This window comes from Streptococcus sp. NPS 308 (assembly GCF_002355895.1).
Lineage (GTDB): Bacteria > Bacillota > Bacilli > Lactobacillales > Streptococcaceae > Streptococcus.
In genome coordinates this window covers 1,519,766-1,541,343 of record NZ_AP017652.1, presented here as the reverse complement: position 1 = coordinate 1,541,343, position 21,578 = coordinate 1,519,766, and the positions used below count along the sequence as shown (strand labels likewise).

General features: G+C 43.3%; 20 protein-coding genes, 1 pseudogene and 1 riboswitch. Of the genes and pseudogenes, 15 read left to right on the top strand and 6 right to left on the bottom strand.

Annotated features, from left to right (window positions below; genetic code table 11):
• Nucleotides 1–9: 9 nt before the first annotated feature.
• The 3 genes from SNAG_RS07990 (at nucleotide 10) to tig (ending at nucleotide 2,675) form a co-directional block, all read left to right on the top strand.
• Complete coding sequence (locus SNAG_RS07990; RefSeq protein ID WP_096408245.1) at nucleotides 10–642, top strand: response regulator transcription factor; 633 nt, start codon at nucleotides 10–12, stop codon at nucleotides 640–642.
• Complete coding sequence (locus SNAG_RS07985) at nucleotides 643–1,299, top strand: DNA alkylation repair protein (protein ID WP_096408243.1); 657 nt, start codon at nucleotides 643–645, stop codon at nucleotides 1,297–1,299.
• 92 nt (nucleotides 1,300–1,391) lie between these two features.
• The gene (gene tig / locus SNAG_RS07980; protein ID WP_096408240.1) at nucleotides 1,392–2,675 is read left to right on the top strand and encodes a trigger factor; all 1,284 of its coding nucleotides are present in this window, start codon (nucleotides 1,392–1,394) and stop codon (nucleotides 2,673–2,675) included.
• Between the two features lie 47 nt (nucleotides 2,676–2,722).
• On the opposite strand, the gene recD2 is transcribed toward tig, so the two are convergent.
• From recD2 to rnhC, 3 genes are all read right to left on the bottom strand, one after another.
• A complete protein-coding gene (gene recD2, locus SNAG_RS07975) occupies nucleotides 2,723–5,092 on the bottom strand; it encodes an SF1B family DNA helicase RecD2 (protein WP_096408238.1) in 2,370 nt (789 codons plus the stop codon).
• A 127-nt stretch (nucleotides 5,093–5,219) separates the two neighbouring features.
• A complete protein-coding gene (gene lepB / locus SNAG_RS07970) occupies nucleotides 5,220–5,834 on the bottom strand; it encodes a signal peptidase I (RefSeq protein ID WP_001083993.1) in 615 nt (204 codons plus the stop codon).
• A gap of 3 nt (nucleotides 5,835–5,837) precedes the next feature.
• On the bottom strand, nucleotides 5,838–6,719 hold the full coding sequence (rnhC, locus tag SNAG_RS07965; RefSeq protein WP_096408235.1) for a ribonuclease HIII: 882 nt from the start codon (nucleotides 6,717–6,719) through the stop codon (nucleotides 5,838–5,840).
• Nucleotides 6,720–6,805: 86 nt separating this feature from the next.
• Here rnhC and zapA point away from each other — a divergent pair, with 86 nt between their 5' ends.
• The 6 genes and pseudogenes from zapA (at nucleotide 6,806) to SNAG_RS07935 (ending at nucleotide 13,449) form a co-directional block, all read left to right on the top strand.
• Nucleotides 6,806–7,108, top strand: a complete 303-nt coding sequence (gene zapA / locus SNAG_RS07960) for a cell division protein ZapA (RefSeq protein WP_000002028.1) — start codon at nucleotides 6,806–6,808, stop codon at nucleotides 7,106–7,108.
• The gene (locus SNAG_RS07955; RefSeq protein WP_096408233.1) at nucleotides 7,105–7,653 is read left to right on the top strand and encodes a CvpA family protein; all 549 of its coding nucleotides are present in this window, start codon (nucleotides 7,105–7,107) and stop codon (nucleotides 7,651–7,653) included. The genes zapA and SNAG_RS07955 overlap by 4 nt, the downstream gene beginning before the upstream one ends.
• Before the next feature lie 100 nt (nucleotides 7,654–7,753).
• The gene (locus SNAG_RS07950) at nucleotides 7,754–10,090 is read left to right on the top strand and encodes an endonuclease MutS2 (protein WP_096408230.1); all 2,337 of its coding nucleotides are present in this window, start codon (nucleotides 7,754–7,756) and stop codon (nucleotides 10,088–10,090) included.
• Nucleotides 10,091–10,258: 168 nt separating this feature from the next.
• Nucleotides 10,259–10,347: riboswitch (glycine riboswitch) on the top strand.
• Nucleotides 10,348–10,437: 90 nt separating this feature from the next.
• A complete protein-coding gene (locus tag SNAG_RS07945; RefSeq protein WP_096408228.1) occupies nucleotides 10,438–11,760 on the top strand; it encodes an alanine/glycine:cation symporter family protein in 1,323 nt (440 codons plus the stop codon).
• Nucleotides 11,761–11,890: 130 nt separating this feature from the next.
• A pseudogene (locus tag SNAG_RS07940) lies at nucleotides 11,891–12,439 on the top strand (carboxymuconolactone decarboxylase family protein).
• A gap of 110 nt (nucleotides 12,440–12,549) precedes the next feature.
• A complete protein-coding gene (locus SNAG_RS07935; RefSeq protein WP_096408225.1) occupies nucleotides 12,550–13,449 on the top strand; it encodes a TDT family transporter in 900 nt (299 codons plus the stop codon).
• A 25-nt stretch (nucleotides 13,450–13,474) separates the two neighbouring features.
• Here the strand turns inward: SNAG_RS07935 and serS are convergent, their stop codons facing one another.
• The 3 genes from serS to SNAG_RS07920 all read right to left on the bottom strand — a co-directional run bounded on the left by serS (nucleotide 13,475) and on the right by SNAG_RS07920 (nucleotide 16,701).
• On the bottom strand, nucleotides 13,475–14,749 hold the full coding sequence (serS, locus tag SNAG_RS07930; protein ID WP_096408223.1) for a serine--tRNA ligase: 1,275 nt from the start codon (nucleotides 14,747–14,749) through the stop codon (nucleotides 13,475–13,477).
• 213 nt (nucleotides 14,750–14,962) lie between these two features.
• A complete protein-coding gene (locus SNAG_RS07925) occupies nucleotides 14,963–15,334 on the bottom strand; it encodes a DUF956 family protein (RefSeq protein WP_045593221.1) in 372 nt (123 codons plus the stop codon).
• Between the two features lie 2 nt (nucleotides 15,335–15,336).
• On the bottom strand, nucleotides 15,337–16,701 hold the full coding sequence (locus SNAG_RS07920; RefSeq protein WP_096408220.1) for an aspartate kinase: 1,365 nt from the start codon (nucleotides 16,699–16,701) through the stop codon (nucleotides 15,337–15,339).
• Between the two features lie 277 nt (nucleotides 16,702–16,978).
• Between SNAG_RS07920 and SNAG_RS07915 the strand changes: the two genes are divergently transcribed.
• The 6 genes from SNAG_RS07915 to fabD all read left to right on the top strand — a co-directional run bounded on the left by SNAG_RS07915 (nucleotide 16,979) and on the right by fabD (nucleotide 21,552).
• Nucleotides 16,979–17,764: an enoyl-CoA hydratase gene (locus tag SNAG_RS07915; protein WP_061408189.1), complete on the top strand. Its 786-nt coding sequence runs from the start codon at nucleotides 16,979–16,981 to the stop codon at nucleotides 17,762–17,764.
• A gap of 91 nt (nucleotides 17,765–17,855) precedes the next feature.
• Nucleotides 17,856–18,290 (top strand): fatty acid biosynthesis transcriptional regulator FabT, encoded by a 435-nt coding sequence (gene fabT / locus SNAG_RS07910; RefSeq protein ID WP_096408218.1) that lies wholly within the window; start codon nucleotides 17,856–17,858, stop codon nucleotides 18,288–18,290.
• Nucleotides 18,290–19,264: a beta-ketoacyl-ACP synthase III gene (locus SNAG_RS07905; RefSeq protein WP_096408216.1), complete on the top strand. Its 975-nt coding sequence runs from the start codon at nucleotides 18,290–18,292 to the stop codon at nucleotides 19,262–19,264. The genes fabT and SNAG_RS07905 overlap by 1 nt, the downstream gene beginning before the upstream one ends.
• 56 nt (nucleotides 19,265–19,320) lie before the next feature.
• Nucleotides 19,321–19,545 carry an acyl carrier protein gene (locus tag SNAG_RS07900; protein WP_000257839.1) on the top strand — a complete coding sequence of 75 codons (225 nt, stop codon included), beginning with the start codon at nucleotides 19,321–19,323 and terminating at the stop codon, nucleotides 19,543–19,545.
• A gap of 119 nt (nucleotides 19,546–19,664) precedes the next feature.
• The gene (gene fabK / locus SNAG_RS07895; RefSeq protein WP_096408213.1) at nucleotides 19,665–20,639 is read left to right on the top strand and encodes an enoyl-[acyl-carrier-protein] reductase FabK; all 975 of its coding nucleotides are present in this window, start codon (nucleotides 19,665–19,667) and stop codon (nucleotides 20,637–20,639) included.
• The gene (gene fabD / locus SNAG_RS07890; RefSeq protein WP_096408211.1) at nucleotides 20,632–21,552 is read left to right on the top strand and encodes an ACP S-malonyltransferase; all 921 of its coding nucleotides are present in this window, start codon (nucleotides 20,632–20,634) and stop codon (nucleotides 21,550–21,552) included. The genes fabK and fabD overlap by 8 nt, the downstream gene beginning before the upstream one ends.
• Nucleotides 21,553–21,578: the final 26 nt, after the last annotated feature.

Below are 21,578 nucleotides of genomic sequence, written 5' to 3'. Positions count from 1 at the left end.
GGAGTAGAGATGAAAATTTTACTGGTAGATGACCATGAAATGGTTCGATTGGGCTTGAAAAGCTATTTTGATCTCCAAGACGATGTGGAAGTTGTGGGCGAGGCTGCCAATGGGTCTCAAGGCATTGACTTGGCCTTGAAATTGCGTCCAGATGTCATTGTCATGGATATTGTCATGCCTGAGATGAATGGGATTGATGCTACCTTGGCCATCCTCAAAGAATGGCCTGAAGCCAAGATTTTGATTGTGACCTCTTACCTAGACAATGAAAAAATCATGCCGGTCTTGAACGCGGGTGCTAAAGGCTATATGCTCAAGACTTCAAGTGCAGACGAACTGCTCCACGCTGTTCGAAAGGTTGCTTCTGGAGAGCTTGCTATTGAACAAGAGGTCAGCAAAAAGGTCGAATACCACCGCAATCATATAGAGCTTCATGAGGATCTGACTGCGCGTGAGCGAGATGTGCTCCAACTCATCGCCAAGGGCTACGAAAATCAGCGCATTGCAGATGAACTCTTTATCTCCCTAAAGACGGTGAAGACCCATGTATCCAACATCCTAGCCAAGCTTGAGGTCAGCGATCGCACTCAGGCTGCAGTCTATGCCTTTCAGCACCACTTGGTAGGGCAGGAGGATTTTTAGATGAATCTTACAGATTTACTTGTGGAGCTAGAAGCGGGAAAAGACCCTGAGAAAGCAGGCCCAATGGAAGCCTATATGCGCCATCAATTTCCCTTTCTAGGCATTGCAGGTCCTGAAAGAAATTCACTCTATAAAAAGTATTTTCCAGAAGCGAAAAAAACAAAGATTATCGATTGGGATTTTGTAGACACTTGCTGGGAAAAGGAGCCTAGAGAATACCAATATGTGGCTGCCAACTATTTGAAAGCCATGCAGTCTTATCTAACGAAGGACGATTTGCCTAAGCTTGAGCGCCTGGTTGTGACCAAGTCATGGTGGGATACGGTAGATATTCTAGACCGAGTAGTAGGAAGTTTGGTATATGACAAGCCAGAACTGGGAGAAATCATCCTCCAATGGAGTTTATCAGATAATATCTGGCTGAGACGAGTCGCTATTAACCACCAGTTGTTAAGGAAAGAGAAAACAAATGTCCAACTGATGGAAAAAATCCTGCTCAACAATCTGGACCAGACAGAATTTTTTATCAACAAAGCCATCGGCTGGGCTCTAAGAGACTACTCTAAAACCAATCCGGAATGGGTAGCAAGCTTCATCGAAAAAAACAGGGAAAGAATGGCTGAACTCAGTATCAGGGAAGCAAGCAAGTACCTTTAGCATCATTGAAAAGCGCATTCATTACTTGAAAATTAACCGTGGTTTATGCTATAATAGACTGTATTTAAAAAATTTTAAGGAGAAATGACAGAATGTCTGTATCATTTGAAAACAAAGAAACAAACCGTGGTGTCTTGACTTTCACTATCTCTCAAGACCAAATCAAACCAGAATTGGACCGTGTCTTCAACTCAGTAAAGAAATCTCTTAACGTTCCAGGTTTCCGTAAAGGTCACCTTCCACGTCCTATCTTCGACCAAAAATTTGGTGAAGAGTCACTTTACCAAGACGTTATGAACGCTCTTTTGCCAAACGCTTATGAAGCTGCAGTAAAAGAAGCTGGTCTTGAAGTCGTTGCACAACCAAAAATTGACGTAACTTCAATGGAAAAAGGTCAAGACTGGGTTATCACAGCTGAAGTCGTGACAAAACCTGAAGTTAAATTGGGTGACTACAAAAACCTTGAAGTATCAGTAGATGTAGAAAAAGAAGTAACAGACGCTGACGTTGAAGAGCGTATCGAACGCGAACGCAACAACTTGGCTGAATTGGTTATCAAGGAAGCTGCTGCTGAAAATGGTGACACTGTTGTCATTGAATTTGTTGGTTCTATCGACGGTGTTGAGTTCGACGGCGGAAAAGGTGAAAACTTCTCACTTGGACTTGGTTCAGGTCAATTCATTCCTGGATTTGAAGACCAATTGGTAGGTCATTCAGCTGGTGAAACTGTTGATGTTATCGTAACATTCCCAGAAGATTACCAAGCAGAAGACCTTGCAGGTAAAGAAGCTAAATTCGTAACAACTATCCACGAAGTTAAAGCTAAAGAAGTTCCAGCTCTTGACGATGAACTTGCAAAAGACATCGACGAAGAAGTGGAAACTCTTGACGAATTGAAAGAAAAATACCGCAAAGAATTGACTGCTGCAAAAGAAGAAGCATACAAAGATGCAGTAGAAGGTGCAGCAATCGATAAAGCTGTAGAAAACGCTGAAATCGTAGAACTTCCAGAAGAAATGATCCACGAAGAAGTTCACCGTTCAGTAAATGAATTCCTTGGAAACTTGCAACGCCAAGGGATCAACCCTGACATGTACTTCCAAATCACTGGAACTACTCAAGAAGACCTTCACAAACAATACGAAGCAGAAGCTGAGTCACGTACCAAGACTAACCTTGTTATCGAAGCAGTTGCCAAAGCTGAAGGATTTGACGCTTCAGAAGAAGAAATCCAAAAAGAAATCGAGCAATTGGCAGCAGACTACAACATGGAAGTGGCCCAAGTTCAAAACTTGCTTTCAGCTGACATGTTGAAACACGATATCACTATCAAAAAAGCTGTTGAATTGATCACAAGCACAGCAACTGTAAAATAATCTTAAAAGAGAAAAAGCCCACCTGACTAGGTGGGTTTTCTGCTGGTCTATTTTCCAAAAATCTCTTTTAAGTCTGCATCTGTAATCCCAATCATGGCTGGGATGCTAGACCAGTTTTCCTCGGTGAGGATGCAGGATTGTTCAGAGTCACTTGCTGTGGCAGTTTCAGAGAAGGCTTGTTTACTTTCTTCAATATTAGTTTCAATTAAATCACTGAAGCGTTCAATCAGATAGGTCTTGCGAGCAGTCCCGATATGCTTGACTGCATAGTCAAAGGCCTGTAACTCGCCAAGAAGGATGAGCTTGCTCTTGGCCCGTGTGATAGCTGTGTAGATGAGATTCCGCTCCAGCATGCGCTTGCTAGCACTGGTGATGGGCAGGATGACAACGGGAAACTCACTCCCCTGCGACTTATGAATACTCATGGCATAAGCCAGGCGGATCTTGTACCATTCATTGCGTGGATAGATGACCTCGTTGCCATCAAAATCAATGACAATCTCGTCTTGTTTGGACTCGGTGTATTTTCCAGGAATCAGGTCTGTGATGTAGCCTAGGTCTCCATTAAAGACATTGACTTCAGCGTCGTTGACTAGGTGAATAACCTTGTCCCCTGTTCGATAGTGACACTGAGTTGCTTCAAAGCTCACTTGCCCCTTTTGCTGAGGATTGAGCAGGTCTTGCATGAGTTGGTTGATGGCGTCGATACCAGCAGTTCCTCGATACATAGGCGCTAGCACCTGAATATCGCGAGCCAAAATACCACTTCTGAGGGCAGCGCCAAGAATTTTCTCAATGGTAGCTGGGATATGGCCACTAGCGATTTCAAAGTAGGAGCGGTCTGCTTTTTTCTGGGTAAAGTCGGCTGGCAAGATGCCTTGTCGAATCTGACTTGCCAATGTGACGATGGTTGATTCTTCGCTCTGACGATAAATCCGTTCTAAGCGAGTCTGGGGAATCAGTGCAATCTGGAGCAGGTCGGCCAGAACTTGGCCAGGACTGACAGAAGGTAGCTGGTCGCTATCACCCACAATGAGGATTTTACTGTTAGAAGAAATGTTGGAGAAGAGCTGGTTGGCTAACCAAGTATCCACCATGGAAAACTCATCTACAATGATAAAGTCGGCATCTAGATAATCTTCCAGATGGCTGGTATCATCGTCTCCCGTCATTCCCAAATGGCGGTGTATGGTCGCGCTTGGCAATCCTGTCAATTCATTCATGCGCCGAGCCGCTCGACCAGTTGGGGCAGCGAGAAGAATAGGTAAGTTACTTTTCTTCTTGAAATCGAGTCCTTCTAAGAGGGCATAAACAGCGATAATACCATTGATAACAGTCGTCTTACCAGTACCAGGTCCACCTGTCAGGATAAAGACCTTGTTCTGGATAGCGTCACAGATAGCCTGCTTTTGAATGCTATCGTACTGAATCCCCAGTTCTTGCTCGACAGTAGAGATATGCTTGTGAATGCTTTCTAGATCTTGGCTCTTCTGTTTTCCTTTTTCAAGGATACGAACCAAGTGACTGCGAATACCTTCCTCAGCAAAAAAGAGGCTGTTATCAAAGATTTTGGTATCAATCTGCTGAACCTTGTCTTCTTCAATCAGATGAGATAATTCCTGAGCGACTTGGCTGGGGTTCAGTTCCACGGGACGGGAAGACTCGAGGAGGGTAAGTGTCTGTTCCAGTAAATCACGGGCCTCCATATAGGTATTGCCCGTATCCATACAACCTTGAAAGAGACTATGGACAAGGCCAGCACGGAAGCGTTCAGGGGCTTGACTTTCGATGCCTAGTTCGGCGGCTAATTGGTCAGCAATGGTAAAACCCAAGCCCTTGATATCTTCAACCAGTTGGTAGGGATAGTTTTCGACAATATCCAGCGTTTCTTCCTTGTAAAAGTCTTGAATCTGAAAGGCCAGTTTATTGGGAATGCCGTAGTTGGCAAGTTTAGCCAAGACCATTTCTGTCCCATAGTTGAGACGGAGGGTGGAAACAAAAGCCTCACGGTTTTTTGCAGAGAGTCCAGCAATACTTTCCAGCTTTTCAGGATGCTCCAGAATTTCGTCGATAGTGTTTTCACCATAGGTATCAACAATTTTCTGGGCAGTCTTGAGACCGATTCCCTTGAAATGGCTGCTAGAAAAGTACTTGACTAGACCCTTACTAGTGGGTTTTGCTCGCTCATAACGACTGATTTGTAGCTGTTCCCCATACTTGGAGTGCTGAACGATTTGCCCCCAAAAAGTATAGTCTTCGCCCTCAATCACGTCCGCCATGGTTCCTGTAACGATGATTTCAAAATCGTCAAAGTCCTCCGCATTGGTATCTTCGATATCTAGGAGGAGGATGCGATAGAAATTACTGATATTTTCAAAAATAATGCGTTCAATGGTGCCTGAAAAATAAACTTCCATAGGTTTCCTTTACATAAGTTCGTGAGAGTTGGTTCTTAGCAATTTTGAAAAAATTAGATGACTAAAAGGTTTTTTCTCACAATAGAAAAAGAGACTGAGACTTAGCATTCTCGGCCTCTTCCTTATCTTAAAATGTTCCGATACGGTTAAGTGGCCAGAAACGGAATTTTGCTTCGCCTTTGATTTCGCTGGCCTTGAAGGTACCAACATGGCGGCTGTCGCTAGAGACTAGACGATCGTCACCAAGGAGAAGGTACTCACCTTGAGGGACAGTAAAGCTGAAGCTGGTATTGGAATTGACATCGACCGTAAAGGCTTGTGCTTTTTGAGCAAGTTCTCTAAAGTAAACTCCTTTGTTTCCTTCGAATCCCTTTCCAGTATAGGTGTTTTGCAACTTTTCTGTTTTGAACAAGTTGAGGTATTCAGCTAGGTAGGGTTCATTCGTTTCTTCACCGTTGATAAAGAGTTTGTCATTTTCGTAGCGGATGGTATCTCCAGGCATACCGATAACCCTTTTGACAATGTCTTTATTTCCATCTTCCTCATGCGCAACCACTATGTCGAAGCGGTCAATTGGGAGGTGTTTAACAACGAAGAGAACTTCTCCGTCAGCTAGGGTAGGGTCCATCGAGTGTCCTTCTACACGGACATTGCTCCAAAGAAAGATACGGCTAAGACCTACCAGTGCGATAATCAGGAAGAAAACTCCCCATTCTTTTAGAAATGTTTTAAACGAATTCATAATTTACCTTTCTAGAAGTGCTTTGACTTTTTCAGTGTTTTTAAAATGCAGTTTGGCACAGAAATGAAGTCCTTTCATTCCATAGGCCTGAAGGATTTTACTAGCAACCTTATCAGATGCAGTTCCAGCGCCACTTGGCAGTTGATAGCCCAGTTCTCGTCCCAGATTTTCCAAGTTTTCAAGAAAGAGATCACGCGCGATGATGGAGCTAACCGCAACAGCCAGGTATTTGCCCTCGGCTTTTTCTTCCAAACTAACCTTGTTTGGAAAACGGTTGGCTTCTTGCGCCAAGTACTTATCATAGTTTTTTGGACTTGTAAAAGCATCAATCACGATTTTCTCTGGCTGGACCCCTTTTTGAAGCAGGAGAAAGATAGCCTGGTTGTGAAGAGCAACCTTTACAGAAACAGCATTGTAACGCTCTCCGATAACTTCATTATACTTGCTCGGTGAAAGAAGGAGCGCTTGATGTGGTATCTTTTCCTTGAGGATAGGGGCAATCTGACGAATCTTTTGGTCTGTCAGAGTTTTTGAATCCCCCACGCCGAGTTTTCGCAAGAAGTCATGCTGGTCAGGTGTCACGAAGGAAGCCACGACAGCTAGTCCACCAAAGTAGGAACCATTTCCCACCTCATCAGTCCCGATCATAGGAAAATCTTGTCCACTGTTTTCTTGTTGAACCTCATAGCCAAAGAAACTGGCGTATTGCTCAGCAGCTTCTCCCTGTAGGAGGACTTTTCCAGAAGTATAGATGGAAACTGTTGCCTGAGGGAAGCGCAAAAAATAGCGGATATAGGGATTTTTACTAGGACTGAGAGCCTTCTGATATTGACTTAAAAAGCTCTGAATTTCCTGTTCACTTGGTGTGAGTGTGATACTTGCCATAGTCTCTATTGTACCACAAAAGCAGGAGAATTGGTAAAAACTGACAAAGTTAGCGAAATTTGGTATAATATCGTGAGGTGAATTTTATGGCAAATCTAAATCGATATAAGTTTACATTCGGAAAAAAGACATTAACCTTAACAACCGAGCATGACAACCTCTTTATGGAGGAAATTGCCAAGGTTGCGACTGAAAAATACCAAGCAATTAAAGAACAAATGCCTGGGGCGGATGATGAAACCATTGCGCTTCTTTTGGCGGTCAACTGTCTGTCTACACAGCTCAATCGTGAAATTGAATTTGATGACAAGGAGCAAGAGTTGTTAGAACTCCGTCACAAGTTGATTGCTGTTAAACAAGAACAGAGCAAGATTGAGGATTCCCTATGATTTCAATCCTACTCTTATTGGTTCTTGCTTGGGGCTTTTACATCGGCTACCGTAGAGGTTTGGTGTTGCAAGTTTATTATTTCCTCCTTGCAGTGGTTTCAGCCTTTGTTGCGGGACAGTTTTATAAATCACTGGGTGACCACTTCCACTTGCTTGTCCCTTATGCCAATCCTCAGGAAGGACAGGGAACCTTTTTCTTCCCTTCAGACCAGCTGTTTCACCTAGACAAGGTCTTTTATGCAGGCCTAGCCTACCTTTTAGTTTTCGGAATTTGTTACAGTATCGGACGTTTTATCGGTTTGTTCCTACACTTGATTCCAACTAAAAAGCTCGATGTCAAATGGTTTCGTATCGGAGCAGCCCTATTGTCGCTATTAGTAACCTTATTTGTCTTGCAAATGGCTCTGACCATTCTTGCAACAGTGCCTCTGGCAATCATTCAAAATTCACTCGAAAAAAGTATAGTAGCCAAAAACATCATCCAAAGTGTCCCTTTTACGACAAACTTTATCAAACAACTCTGGGTGACAAATTTAATCGGATAAAAAGGGCGGGATTTTTCCTAGCCCTTTGTTTACAGATTTGGGGACTAGGTCAAAACCTCTAGTTGCTATAATCTTATAAACAAGCATACAAGGAAAGAATATGAATACAAAAATACTAGAAACCTTAGAATTTAATAAAATCAAAGCCTTGTTTGAACCCCATCTCCTGACTGAACAAGGCTTAGAGGAGCTAAAAGGCTTAGCTCCAACTGCCAAGGTGGATAAAATCAAACAAGCCTTTACAGAGATGGAGGAAATGCAAGCCCTATTTGTGGAGCAACCTCACTTTACCATCCTAGCGACGCGTGAGATATCAGCTGTTTGCAAGCGTCTGGAGATGGGGGCGGACCTCAATATTGAGGAATTTTTACTCATCAAACGGGTCTTGCTTGCTAGCAGAGAGTTGCAAGGTTTTTATGCCAATCTCGAAAACGTACGCTTGGAACAGTTGGCGAGATGGTTTGAAAAACTGCATGATTTTCCACACTTGCAGGGGAATCTTCAAGCCCTAAATGACGCAGGATTTATCGAAAATTTCGCCAGCGAAGAACTAGCACGCATCCGTCGGAAAATCCATGATAGCGAGAGTCAAGTTCGAGATGTCTTGCAAGACTTGCTCAAGCAAAAAGCGCAGATGTTGACGGAAAGCATAATCGCTAGCAGAAATGGCCGTCAGGTTTTACCTGTCAAAAACACCTACCGTAACAAGATTGCGGGTGTTGTTCATGACATCTCTGCCAGTGGGAATACGGTCTATATCGAACCCCGTGAGGTCGTGAAACTGAGCGAAGAAATAGCGAGTCTTCGAGCTGATGAGCGCTACGAGATGATTCGCATCTTGCAGGAACTCTCGGAACGGGTTCGTCCTCATGCTACTGAGATTGCTAATGACGCTTGGATTATCGGACATCTGGATCTGATTCGTGCCAAGGTGCGTTTCATCCAAGAAAGACAAGCAGTTGTTCCTCAACTTTCAGAGAATCAAGAGATTCAACTCCTTCATGTTCGCCATCCTTTGGTCAAAAATGCTGTCGCAAACGATGTACACTTTGGTAAGGAATTAACGGCCATTGTCATTACAGGTCCCAATACTGGTGGGAAGACCATCATGCTCAAAACTCTGGGTTTGACGCAACTCATGGCCCAGTCAGGCTTGCCCATTTTAGCTGATAAGGGGAGCCGTGTCGGTATTTTTGAAGAAATCTTCGCAGATATCGGAGATGAGCAGTCTATTGAACAAAGTTTGTCTACCTTTTCCAGCCACATGACCAATATAGTAGATATTCTTAGCAAGGTCAACCAACACTCGCTTTTATTGCTAGATGAGCTTGGGGCAGGGACCGATCCGCAGGAAGGTGCAGCCCTTGCCATGGCTATTTTGGAGGATCTTCGTTTACGTCAGGTTAAGACCATGGCGACGACCCACTATCCAGAACTCAAGACCTACGGTATTGAGACAGCCTTTGTGCAAAATGCCAGCATGGAGTTTGATACAGCCACTCTGCGTCCAACCTATCGCTTTATGCAGGGAGTTCCTGGCCGAAGCAATGCCTTTGAAATTGCTAAACGCCTTGGCTTGTCAGATGTCATTGTCGGGGATGCCAGCCAGCAGGTCAATCAAGATAATGATGTCAACCGTATAATTGAGCAATTGGAAGAGCAAACGCTTGAAAGTCGCAAACGCTTGGACAATATCCGAGAGGTGGAGCAAGAAAACCTCAAGATGAACCGAGCACTCAAAAAACTCTACAATGAGCTTAATCGTGAAAAGGAAACTGAGCTCAACAAGGCGCGTGAACAAGCTGCAGAGATTGTGGAACTAGCGCTAAGTGAGAGTGACCAAATCCTGAAAAACCTCCACAGTAAGTCTCAACTCAAACCCCACGAAATCATTGAGGCCAAGGCTGAGCTGAAAAAACTGGCTCCTGAAAAAGTCGACTTGTCTAAAAACAAGGTCCTTCAAAAAGCCAAGAAAAAACGAGCTCCGAAGGTGGGAGATGATATCGTGGTTCTCAGTTATGGCCAACGTGGAACCTTGACTAATCAGCTCAAGGATGGCCGTTGGGAAGCCCAAGTCGGTTTGATCAAGATGACCTTGGAAGAGAAAGAATTTGATCTTGTTCAGACTCAACAAGAAGCCCCAGTCAAGAAAAAACAAGTCAATGTCGTGAAACGTGCTTCTGGACGTGGTCCGCAAGCAAGACTGGATCTCCGAGGCAAACGTTATGAAGAAGCCATGAATGAGCTGGACGCCTTTATTGACCAAGCCCTGCTTAATAATATGGCTCAGGTAGACATCATCCACGGTATCGGAACGGGAGTCATCCGTGAAGGAGTTACCAAATACCTGCAAAGAAACAAGCATGTCAAGAGTTTCGGCTATGCTCCTCAGAATGCTGGGGGCAGTGGCGCAACCATTGTGACCTTTAAAGGTTAGAAAAAAAGAGTGCTTCTCTTTTTTTGAAAAAGAAGTGAAAATCCATCTTTTTTCAAATGATATATTGACAAAAGCTAACTTTTCTTGTAAAATAATAAAAAATTAAATACCAACACCGAATGAAGTTTAATAGAAGTGGAGAAAGGTTTGTTTTCCATGACTGTAAATGGACGGAACTCTGGAGAGACCGTAAAGGCACCGAAGGGGCAAGGCAGGAAACTGCTCAAACTCTCAGGTAAAAGGACAGAGCTAGGATAGACCGTTTTTTGGCATTTATCTAGGCATTCCAGAGTACATGTATCTTGCATGTGCTCTTTCTTTTGGGGTTGAAAAGATAGGAGAAGGACATGTTAGAATTGCTAAAAGCGCTTGATGCTTTCGTTTGGGGACCTCCCCTCTTGATCTTATTGGTTGGAACGGGTATCTATTTGACCATCCGACTAGGACTTTTGCAGGTAGCTCGTATCCCAAAGGCCTTTCAGTTGATCTTTACCAAGGATAAGGGGCATGGCGATGTGTCGAGCTTTGCTGCTCTATGTACGGCTCTAGCAGCCACCGTTGGTACGGGAAATATCATCGGGGTCGCGACAGCCATTAAGGTTGGGGGACCAGGGGCCCTCTTTTGGATGTGGATGGCAGCCTTCTTTGGGATGGCAACCAAGTATGCTGAAGGCTTGCTGGCTATCAAGTACCGCACCAAGGATGCAAACGGCGCTGTAGCTGGAGGCTCCATGCACTACATCCTTTTGGGAATGGGAGAAAAGTGGCGTCCCCTTGCTATCTTCTTTGCCCTAGCTGGTGTATTGGTAGCCCTTCTGGGGATTGGTACCTTTACCCAAGTCAATTCGATTACAGAATCTATCCAAAATACAGCTCAAATTGATCCAACTATCACAGCTCTCGTTTTGTCTATTTTTGTAGCGATTGCAGTCTTTGGTGGACTCAAATCCATTTCCAAGGTTTCAACAGCAGTTGTTCCTTTTATGGCCATCGTCTATATTCTAGGAACCTTGATTGTGATTTTCCTTAATATCGAGAAAATCCCAGCCACGCTTGCCCTCATCTTTACCTCTGCTTTCAGCCCTGTAGCTGCAGTAGGAGGATTTGCAGGTGCGACTATCCGTACTGCGATTCAAAATGGTGTGGCGCGGGGAGTCTTCTCTAACGAATCTGGTCTTGGTTCAGCTCCGATTGCAGCTGCAGCAGCTAAGACAAATGAGCCTGTCGAGCAAGGCTTGATTTCTATGACAGGAACCTTTATTGATACTCTCATTATCTGTACGTTGACTGGTTTAACAATCTTGGTAACTGGTGTTTGGAGTGGTGATTTAAATGGAGTAGCCCTTACCCAGTCAGCCTTCTCAACAATTTTTTCGCATTTTGGCCCTGCTCTTTTGACCATATTTTTGGTTCTCTTTGCCTTTACGACAATTCTCGGCTGGAATTACTACGGAGAGCGCTGTTTCGAGTTTCTCTTTGGCGTTCGCTTTATCTGGCTCTATCGAGTGGTCTTTGTGCTCATGGTCTTGTTGGGAGGTTTTATCGAGTTGGACATGGTCTGGATTATTGCTGATATTGTCAATGCCTTGATGGCTCTACCGAACTTGATTGCCCTTTTGGTTTTATCACCAGTCGTTATTGCCGAAACCAAAAAATATTTTAAATACTAACCCAATCACACTTTTAGTGTGATTTTTTCATTTCATAAACATTTCCTATCATGGTAATTGAAAATATATATTATCCAAAGAAGAAATTCTATGATAGACTAAATGACAATAAAATGAAAAGAGGTTCCTTATGACAAGATTTACCATCCATACAGTAGAATCAGCACCAGCAGAAGTAAAAGAAGTTCTGGAAACAGTACAAAAAGATAACAATGGCTATATTCCCAATCTGATCGGTCTCTTGGCCAATGCACCGACTGCTCTAGAAGCCTACCGAACTGTCGGAGCCATCAACCGCCGTAATAGCTTAACACCAGTAGAGCGTGAAGTGGTGTAAATCACAGCAGCCGTAACCAATGGATGTGCTTTCTGCGTCGCAGGTCACACCGCCTTTTCGATCAAACAAATCCAGATGAATGATGATCTCCTCCAAGCCCTTCGCAATCGCACTCCAATCGAGTCAGATCCAAAACTAGACACCCTAGCCAAGTTTACCTTGGCAGTCATCAATACCAAGGGTCGTGTAGGCGATGAAGCGCTTAGTGAATTTTTAGAAGTCGGCTATACGCAACAAAATGCCTTGGACGTGGTTCTCGGTGTCAGCCTAGCAAGCCTTTGTAACTATGCTAATAACCTAGCCAATACGCCCATTAACCCCGAATTGCAACCCTATGCCTAGTTGGAACAATAAAGAAAAAATGAAGGCTGAGTAAACCAGTCTTCATTTTTCTATGCTATTTTAAGGGTTTTTATGTTATACTGATAATAATATGATTAACGGAGGTTGCCATGAAAAAACTCCCCTTGGTATTTTCTGGTTGTTTGTTAGGTTTGGCAGGTGCAGGAAACCTAATTGCAGATACTTGGCCAGTTTTGTCGCATTTATTGAGTCTGATTGGTCTAGTGTTGTGGATTTTCTTTCTGATTCTTCATCTTTTTAATTGGGAAGAAACCAAGCAAGAATTGACCAAGCCCCCTCTTCTATCTGGAATGGCAACTTTTCCCATGGCTGGGATGATTTTATCGACCTATGTCTTTCGCGTATTCCCTGCTCTTCCTTTGGTAGCACAAGGAATCTGGTGGTTTTCATTTCTCTTGGATTTAGCTTTGATTGCTACTTTTACCATCAAATTTGCCTGTCCGGGTCGGAGGGTCAATGCGACTCCTAGCTGGACGGTGCTCTATGTGGGGATAGCTGTGGCAGCCTTGACCTATCCTCTGGTAGGCATTATCGAGATTGCCTATGCAACCTTGAGTTTTGGTTTTGTCTTGACCTTCTATCTCTATCCGCTTATTTATAGCGATTTAAAGAAATCTCCACTCCCACTAGCCTTGCTTGGACAGGAAGGAATCTACTGTGCTCCCTTTTCCCTACTCTTGGCTTCTCTAGTTCGAGTTGGAGGAGCAAGCCTACCGACTTGGCTCTTGATTGTCATGATTTTGGCATCTCAATCCTTCTTTTTCTTTGTTTTAACTCGCCTACCCAATATTTTAAAACAAGGATTTCAACCAGCCTTCTCAGCCCTAAGCTTCCCAACCATTATCACAGCTACTTCGCTCAAGATGGCTCAGGGGATCTTGAAACTTCCATTTCTGGATTATCTGGTATTGGCTGAAACCGTTATTTGCCTCACTATTTTATTCTTTGTCTTGGGTGCTTATCTGATTTGGTTACGAAAAAAGGTCTAGCTAGAAATAGCTAGGCCTTATTTTTTTATGGTTTGATAACTTCAGATCCACCCATGTATGGACGAAGAGCTTCTGGAATGGTCACAGAACCATCTGCGTTTTGGTAGTTTTCAAGAATTGCAGCCACTGTACGTCCAACTGCAAGTCCAGAACCGTTCAAGGTGTGAAGGAGTTTCACCTTGCCATCGGCTTCATCACGGTAGCGAATTTGAGCACGACGGGCTTGGAAATCTTCTGTATTTGAACAGCTTGAGATTTCACGGTAGGTATTTTGGGCTGGAATCCAAACTTCCAAGTCGTAAGTCTTAGCAGCTGAGAAGCCCATGTCCCCAGTAGAGAGGGCAACGACACGGTACGGAAGATTGAGTTTTTGAAGGATGTTCTCAGCGTTGGCAGTCATTTTTTCCAATTCTTCGTAAGATTCTTCTGGTTTGGCAAATTTGACCATTTCAACCTTGTGGAATTGGTGCAGACGAATCAAGCCACGTGTATCACGACCAGCTGAACCAGCCTCAGAACGGAATGATGGACTCATAGCGGTAAAGTAGATTGGTAAGTCTTTTCCGTCGAGGATTTCATCACGGTAGTAGTTTGTGAGGGGCACTTCAGCTGTAGGAATGAGGACATAATTAGTGTCTTTCAATTCAAAAGTGTCTTCCTTAAATTTTGGATATTGACCAGTACCAAACATTGAGTCATGGTTAACTATGTAAGGTGTGATAACTTCCGTATAGCCTTCTTTACCATGCTCATCCAACATGAAGTTGTAGATAGCACGTTCTAAACGAGCACCGAGGCCTTTATAGAAGAGAAAACGAGCGCCCGTTACTTTTCCACCACGTTCCCAGTCAAGGATACCCAAGTCTTCACCAAGATCCCAGTGAGCTTTTGGTTCAAAGTCAAACTCGCGCGGAGTACCCCAACGGCGAACTTCCACATTGTCATCTTCATCAGCCCCAACAGGAACGCTGTCGGCAGGGATGTTTGGAAGAGTAGTGGTAAATTCTGTCAATTTAGCATCGATGTCCGCCAATTCAGCATCCAAGGCTTTGACTTCAGTAGATAGGGTTTGCATCGCAGCAATCTTGTCATCTGCATTTTCCTTGTTTCGCTTGGCTTGGGCAATCTCAGCAGAAACTGTGTTACGTTCTGCTTTGAGCGTTTCAACCTTGACCAAGATGTCACGACGTTTAGCATCGATTTCTTTCATTTCATTTAAGACAGCAGCATCTACACCACGTGTAGCCAATTTTTCTGCGACAGCATCAAAATCTGTGCGAATACGTTTAATATCTAACATAAGAACTCCTTTATGAAAAAAGCACACCTGACAAAGTGTTGGAGTGGCAGGGCCACGGTTCCATCCAACTTCACAGGTGTGCACTTGATTGTATATGTAATTGTTACTAACGGTAGAATTTCACCTATCCCTCCTATCTGCTCGCAGCACCCGCAGACTTTCTGAAAGAAGGAGATAACCTACTTATCCGTTGCTATGATTATACTAAAGTTTTTACTTTTTTGCAAATAGATTTTTAAGTTTTTGTCCAATGGTCTGGAGTAGAGTCGGAAGTTTCACGACCTTGTCGTTTCCTAATTTTTCTCGAGCGATTTTGAGGATAGCTCCAGAGTCTTTTGAAGCAAAGAGGAATTTTCCTTGATCAGTGAAGACTTCAAAGTGGCGGCTGATCTTGCGACCACTTACGTTGGCTCCAATTTGCTGAATACTGGACCAGGGAATTTGGATATATTGTTCGACATTGACATCAGGATAAAACTCCAAGGCTTGGTCTCCGACTAGAAATTTTCCAACCTTTCCCGAGATAGAGAGGTAAGATGTCCCAGTGGTTTGCAGGTCAATGACTTTATTGAGAGATTGGGCCATGATTAGTCTTCCTTACTTTCATCGAAAAAGGCATGATAGAGAGCCTTGATAGCTGCTTTTTCTTGGTCTTTATTGACAACAAACATGATGGAAACTTCACTTGAACCTTGGGACATCATCTGGATGTTGATTTTATTCTCAGACAAAGCACGTGTTGCAGTAGCAGTTACCCCGATATGACTCTTCATCTTTTCTCCAACAATCATAATGATGGAAAGGTCATGTTCAATTTCAGCATGATCTACTTCAGCCTTTTGAACGAGTTGACGTAGAATTTCTTCTTCCTTGATAGGAGTGAGTTCACGACCGCGGAGAATGATTGAAAGATCATCGATACCAGTTGGCATGTGTTCCCATCCGATGTTAAGATCTTCTAGGATTTGTAGAGCCTTGCGACCAAATCCGACTTCGCGGTTCATGAGGTATTTAGACATGTTTATGCTGACGAATCCTGAGTCACCTGCAATCCCTACTACTGGGAATTTATCACTACTGTGTTCTAAAACAATGCGTGTTCCTGGGTGGTCAGGGTTGTTGGTATTCTTGATGACAAGAGGAATTTTTCCTCGGTAGGCAGGAAGAAGGGCTTCGTCATGAAGAACTGAAAATCCAGCGTAAGCCAACTCACGCATTTCACGGTAGGTTAATTCAGGAATGGAGTGTGGTTGGTGGATAATACCAGGATGAGCAGCAAAGATACCATCTACGTCTGTAAAGTTCTCATAGAGATCAGCCTTAACACCTGCTGCAATGATAGAACCTGTGATATCTGAACCTCCACGTGAAAAAGTACAGATTTGATTCTCCTTAGTCACACCAAAGAAACCAGGGATGACAAGGACTTCGTTGCTATCTGCCAAGCCTTCAATCTTGTCATAACTAGATGGAATGATACGTGCGTTTCCTGGTTCACTTGTGACAACAATTCCAGCTTCTCTAGGATGGACATAGCGCGCATCAATGCCGTTTTGGTTAAAGTAGGCTGCGATCAATTTGGCGTTGTTGTTTTCTCCAGCTGCTAGGAAGGCGTCATAGAGAAAGTCATTTTCTTCAATAGGAAGAGTCGCTAAGGCGCGGATACTTTTAGAAATTTTCTCTAAAACAGTTGGTTTTAAGCCTAGTTCGCTCACCATAGCCGCATAACGGTCAATGATCCAGCTTTGGCTAGCACTGATGTCATTTCCAGCTACATAGTCGCGATAGTATTTGATCAAGGCATCAGTTACCTTGGTATCTTCAGCATTGCGTTTACCGGGTGCAGAAACGACTACAAAACGACGTTCTTTATCACTTTTAACGATGTTTAAAACTTTTTCTAACTGACTAGCAGAGGCAAGAGAGCTTCCACCAAATTTTACAACCTTCATAGGGACTCCTCAAGTAAGTATTTTATACGATTATAGCAGAAAGAGGGGCTTTTTTCAATGAAGAAAATATCTTCCTATTTTAATAGAAGCAAATGTTAATTTATTCTGGGAATCGATAAATAGATAAAAAGTAAGAAAGTCAATTTTCCTCAAATTCATAAATGAAGGTAAAATAATCGGCTGAGACACTTTTAATTGATTTTTTCTTGTTCCTTTATCCCAAAAAAGGTATACTTTGATAATAAAATAATTTTATCACCATACAAAAGGAGAAGCTATGAATCATATCCTATACCAGATCGTAGATGATCTAGCTATTATTACTCTGAATCGTCCTGAAGTGGCAAATGGTTTTCACATCCCAATGTGTGAGGAAATCTTAGAAGCTTTGACCTTGGCAGAGCAGGACCAAGCAGTGCAGTATATCTTGATTAACGCGAACGGAAAAGTTTTCTCAGTGGGGGGAGACCTGGTCGAGATGAAGCGGGCGGTGGATGAGGATGATATTCCTTCACTGACAAAAATCGCTGAGTTAGTTAATACAATTTCCTATAAAATCAAGCAAATACCCAAACCAGTTTTGATGGAAGTAGATGGAGCCGTTGCAGGAGCTGCAGCCAATATGGCAGTAGCGGTTGATTTTTGTATAGCAACAGACAAGGCCAAGTTCATTCAAGCCTTTGTCGGGGTTGGCTTGGCTCCTGATGCAGGAGGTATTCATCTCCTAAGTCGTAGTATAGGAGTAACACGAGCAGCCCAGCTTGCCATGACAGGAGAAGCCTTAACAGCAGAAAAAGCTCTGGAGTGGGGTGTGGTTTATCGAGTCTGTGAGGCAGATAAGCTAGAAAAAACACGAGACCAGGTTCTAAAAAAACTCAGACGCGGTTCAGCTAATTCCTATGCAGCGATTAAAAAGTTGGTTTGGGAAAGCCAATTTAAGGATTGGCAAAATTATGCTGAATTAGAGTTGAAGTTGCAGGAATCCTTGGCTCAAACCGAAGATTTCAAAGAAGGAGTTCGCGCTCATTCAGAAAGAAGACGACCAAAATTTTCAGGAAAGTAAAAAAATACTTGCACTATCTTTTGAAGTTTGATATACTTTCTCTATCAAATGTTTTGATTGTAAAAGTTTTTTTGAAGAGGAGGGAAAGGATTTGGACTACCAACAAGTAAATGATTATTTAACATCCATTTTTAATAATGTCCTTGTGATCGAGGAGGTTAGCTTACGAGGTAGTCGATTCAAAGACATCTCCATCAAAGAAATGCACACGATCGATGTGATTGGGAAGTTCCCGGAGGCAACACCAAGCAAGGTTTCAAAGGAACTGATGGTAACTCTTGGAACGGTTACAACGAGCTTGAATAACCTGGAAAGAAAAGGTTATATTGAGCGAATTCGTTCCGAACAGGATCGTCGTGTGGTTTATCTACATTTGACAAAGAAAGGTCGTTTGCTCCACCGCCTTCATAAACGTTTCCACAAGGCCATGGTTGAAAAAATTATCGACGGGATGAGTCCTGAGGAGATGGATGTTATGGGCAAAGGATTGACTAACCTTTACCAATTTTTGGAGGATTTGAAATAATGGCTTTTGCTAAAATAAGCCAGGTTGCTCATTATGTACCAGAGCAAGTGGTCACCAATCAAGACTTGGCTCAAATCATGGATACAAGCGATGAGTGGATTTCAAGTCGTACAGGAATTAAACAAAGACATATTTCAAAAACGGAGTCAACGAGTGATTTGGCGACAGAAGTTGCCAAAAGCTTACTGGCTAAGGCGAGCATAAAAGCTGAGCAGATTGATTTTATCATTGTAGCAACGATCACACCTGACTCAATGATGCCCTCTACAGCAGCGCGAGTTCAGGCCAATATTGGTGCTAACAGAGCCTTTGCTTTTGATCTCACAGCTGCCTGCAGTGGCTTTATTTTTGCACTTTCAACTGCTGAGAAGTTTCTGACATCTGGACAGTTCAAAAAAGGGATTGTTATCGGTGCTGAAACCTTGTCCAAGGCGGTTGACTGGTCAGATCGATCGACTGCTGTACTCTTTGGAGACGGTGCTGGTGGAGTTCTCTTGGAAATAAGTGACAACCGCCACTTCCTTGCAGAGAGTATACACAGTGATGGTACTCGAAGCGAGTGCTTAACTTATGGGCAAACGACCTTGACTTCCCCCTTCTCTAATCAAGAAGCAGTTCCTGCATTTTTGAAGATGGACGGGCGAGCAGTTTTTGATTTTGCGATTCGAGATGTTGCTAGGTCAATCAAGCAGACCATTGACGAAGGTCCAGTAGGGGCATCTGATTTGGACTATCTCTTGCTTCATCAGGCCAATATCCGCATATTGGATAAGATGGCTAAAAAAATCGGTGTTGACCGAGACAAACTTCCAGCCAATATGATGGAGTATGGGAATACCAGTGCGGCTAGCATCCCGATTTTACTATCAGAGTGTGTGGATCAGGGGTTGATCCGTGTAGACGGCAGCCAAACGATTCTTTTATCAGGCTTCGGTGGAGGCTTGACCTGGGGCACGCTCATTCTTACAATCTAGGTAATCATGTGGTGAACACATTGTTATAAATTTTTATATTTTAAAGGAGTCCTATCATGGCAGTATTTGAAAAAGTACAAGAAATTATCGTTGAAGAACTTGGGAAAGATGCATCAGAAGTAACACTTGAATCTACTTTTGATGATTTGGATGCAGATTCATTGGACTTGTTCCAAGTAATCTCTGAAATTGAAGATGCTTTTGATATCCAAATCGAAGCAGAAGATAACTTGAAGACTGTTGGTGACTTGGTTGCCTACGTTGAAGAGAAAACAAAATAAGAGCGAATAAGATATAGAAGGAGTAGGGGAAACCCACTCCCTCTTGTTTAGGTAATAGTTTGAGACTCAAATAATATACTAATCGAACTATTACGTAAGCAAGGACTGATGGAGGCACTATGAAAACACGTATTACAGAATTATTAAACATTAAATATCCAATTTTCCAAGGAGGGATGGCCTGGGTCGCTGATGGCGACTTGGCCGGAGCTGTTTCTAAAGCTGGCGGTTTAGGAATTATCGGTGGTGGAAATGCACCGAAAGAGGTCGTGAAGGCAAATATTGATAAGATTAAAGCACTGACTGATAAACCTTTTGGTGTCAACATCATGCTCCTGTCTCCATTTGTAGATGACATTGTCGATCTTGTGATTGAAGAAGGAGTCAAGGTAGTAACAACAGGAGCTGGAAATCCAAGTAAATATATGTCTCGTTTCCACGAAGCAGGTATCACTGTCATCCCTGTTGTTCCAAGTGTTGCTTTGGCAAAACGGATGGAAAAAATCGGTGCGGATGCGGTCATTGCAGAAGGAATGGAAGCTGGTGGACACATCGGTAAGTTGACAACCATGACCTTAGCTCGTCAAGTTGCTGCAGCTGTTTCGATTCCAGTTATTGTTGCTGGAGGAATTGCTGATGGTGAAGGTGCGGCAGCAGCCTTTATGTTAGGTGCAGATGCTATTCAGATTGGTACACGATTTGTAGTAGCTAAGGAATCAAACGCTCATCCAAACTACAAGGAAAAAATCCTCAAAGCGCGCGATATTGATACAACCATCTCAGCTCAACATTTTGGTCATGCTGTTCGTGCCATTAAAAACCAGTTGACACGTGACTTTGAGCAGGCTGAAAAAGACGCTTTTAAACAAGAAAACCCAGATTTAGAAATCTTTGAGCAAATGGGAGCTGGTGCTCTTGCCAAAGCCGTTGTTCATGGAGATGTAGAAGGTGGATCCGTCATGGCAGGTCAGATCGCTGGTTTGGTCTCTAAAGAAGAAACCGTCGAAGAAATCCTAAAAGATCTATACTATGGCGCTGCCAAGAAAATTCAGGAAGAAGCCTCTCGTTGGGCAGGAGTTGTAAGAAATGACTAAAACAGCCTTTCTATTTGCAGGTCAAGGTGCTCAGTATCTAGGGATGGGACGAGACCTCTATGACCACTATCCTATCGTCAAGGAAACCATTGATCAAGCCAGTCAAGTACTGGGTTATGATCTTCGTGACTTGATCGATACGGACGAAACTAAGTTAAACCAGACCCGCTATACGCAACCTGCTATTTTAGCGACTTCGGTTGCCATCTACCGTTTATTGAAAGAAAAGGGCTATCTGCCAGATATGGTTGCAGGTTTATCCCTTGGTGAATATTCTGCTTTAGTAGCTAGCGGAGCCTTGGACTTTGAAGAGGCAGTAGCCTTGGTTGCCAAGCGTGGAGCTTATATGGAAGAGGCAGCACCCGCTGGCTCTGGGAAGATGGTAGCCGTCCTCAATACTCCAGTAGATGTGATAGAGGAAGCTTGTAAAACAGCATCTGAAGTCGGTATAGTCACTCCAGCTAACTACAATACTCCAAGCCAAATCGTTATCGGTGGTGAGGTGGCTGCAGTTGACCGTGCGGTCCAACTCTTGCAGGAAGCAGGAGCCAAACGATTGATTCCCCTAAATGTGTCGGGTCCTTTCCACACAGCCCTTCTAAAGCCAGCTAGCCAACAGCTAGCTGGGGCTCTTGAGGGGATTAGTTTCTCAGACTTTATTTGCCCTCTAGTAGGTAATACTGAAGCTACAATCATGGAAAAAAATCGAATCCAAGAGCTTTTGACGCGTCAGGTGAAGGAACCGGTGCGTTTCTACGAAAGTATCGCAGTGATGCAGGATGCTGGCGTGACCAACTTCATTGAAATTGGTCCAGGAAAAGTCTTGTCAGGCTTTGTCAAAAAGATTGATAAATCAGCTAAGTTAGCCAATGTCGAAGATTTGGCAAGTTTGGATGCTTTGCTAGGAAACTAGTAATCCCTTCTCCCACAAATACAACA

Coding starts and splice junctions, on each gene's coding strand:
- SNAG_RS07990 (WP_096408245.1), top strand. CDS start 10: ATGAAAATTTTACTGGTAGATGACCATGAAATGGTTCGATTGGGCTTG.
- lepB (WP_001083993.1), bottom strand. CDS start 5,834: ATGAATTCGTTTAAAACATTTCTAAAAGAATGGGGAGTTTTCTTCCTG.
- SNAG_RS07920 (WP_096408220.1), bottom strand. CDS start 16,701: ATGAAGGTTGTAAAATTTGGTGGAAGCTCTCTTGCCTCTGCTAGTCAG.
- SNAG_RS07935 (WP_096408225.1), top strand. CDS start 12,550: ATGAAAAAACTCCCCTTGGTATTTTCTGGTTGTTTGTTAGGTTTGGCA.
- rnhC (WP_096408235.1), bottom strand. CDS start 6,719: ATGGCAAGTATCACACTCACACCAAGTGAACAGGAAATTCAGAGCTTT.
- SNAG_RS07915 (WP_061408189.1), top strand. CDS start 16,979: ATGAATCATATCCTATACCAGATCGTAGATGATCTAGCTATTATTACT.
- SNAG_RS07905 (WP_096408216.1), top strand. CDS start 18,290: ATGGCTTTTGCTAAAATAAGCCAGGTTGCTCATTATGTACCAGAGCAA.
- serS (WP_096408223.1), bottom strand. CDS start 14,749: ATGTTAGATATTAAACGTATTCGCACAGATTTTGATGCTGTCGCAGAA.
- SNAG_RS07985 (WP_096408243.1), top strand. CDS start 643: ATGAATCTTACAGATTTACTTGTGGAGCTAGAAGCGGGAAAAGACCCT.
- SNAG_RS07950 (WP_096408230.1), top strand. CDS start 7,754: ATGAATACAAAAATACTAGAAACCTTAGAATTTAATAAAATCAAAGCC.
- fabK (WP_096408213.1), top strand. CDS start 19,665: ATGAAAACACGTATTACAGAATTATTAAACATTAAATATCCAATTTTC.
- SNAG_RS07945 (WP_096408228.1), top strand. CDS start 10,438: ATGTTAGAATTGCTAAAAGCGCTTGATGCTTTCGTTTGGGGACCTCCC.
- zapA (WP_000002028.1), top strand. CDS start 6,806: ATGGCAAATCTAAATCGATATAAGTTTACATTCGGAAAAAAGACATTA.
- fabD (WP_096408211.1), top strand. CDS start 20,632: ATGACTAAAACAGCCTTTCTATTTGCAGGTCAAGGTGCTCAGTATCTA.
- SNAG_RS07925 (WP_045593221.1), bottom strand. CDS start 15,334: ATGGCCCAATCTCTCAATAAAGTCATTGACCTGCAAACCACTGGGACA.
- tig (WP_096408240.1), top strand. CDS start 1,392: ATGTCTGTATCATTTGAAAACAAAGAAACAAACCGTGGTGTCTTGACT.
- SNAG_RS07955 (WP_096408233.1), top strand. CDS start 7,105: ATGATTTCAATCCTACTCTTATTGGTTCTTGCTTGGGGCTTTTACATC.
- recD2 (WP_096408238.1), bottom strand. CDS start 5,092: ATGGAAGTTTATTTTTCAGGCACCATTGAACGCATTATTTTTGAAAAT.
- SNAG_RS07900 (WP_000257839.1), top strand. CDS start 19,321: ATGGCAGTATTTGAAAAAGTACAAGAAATTATCGTTGAAGAACTTGGG.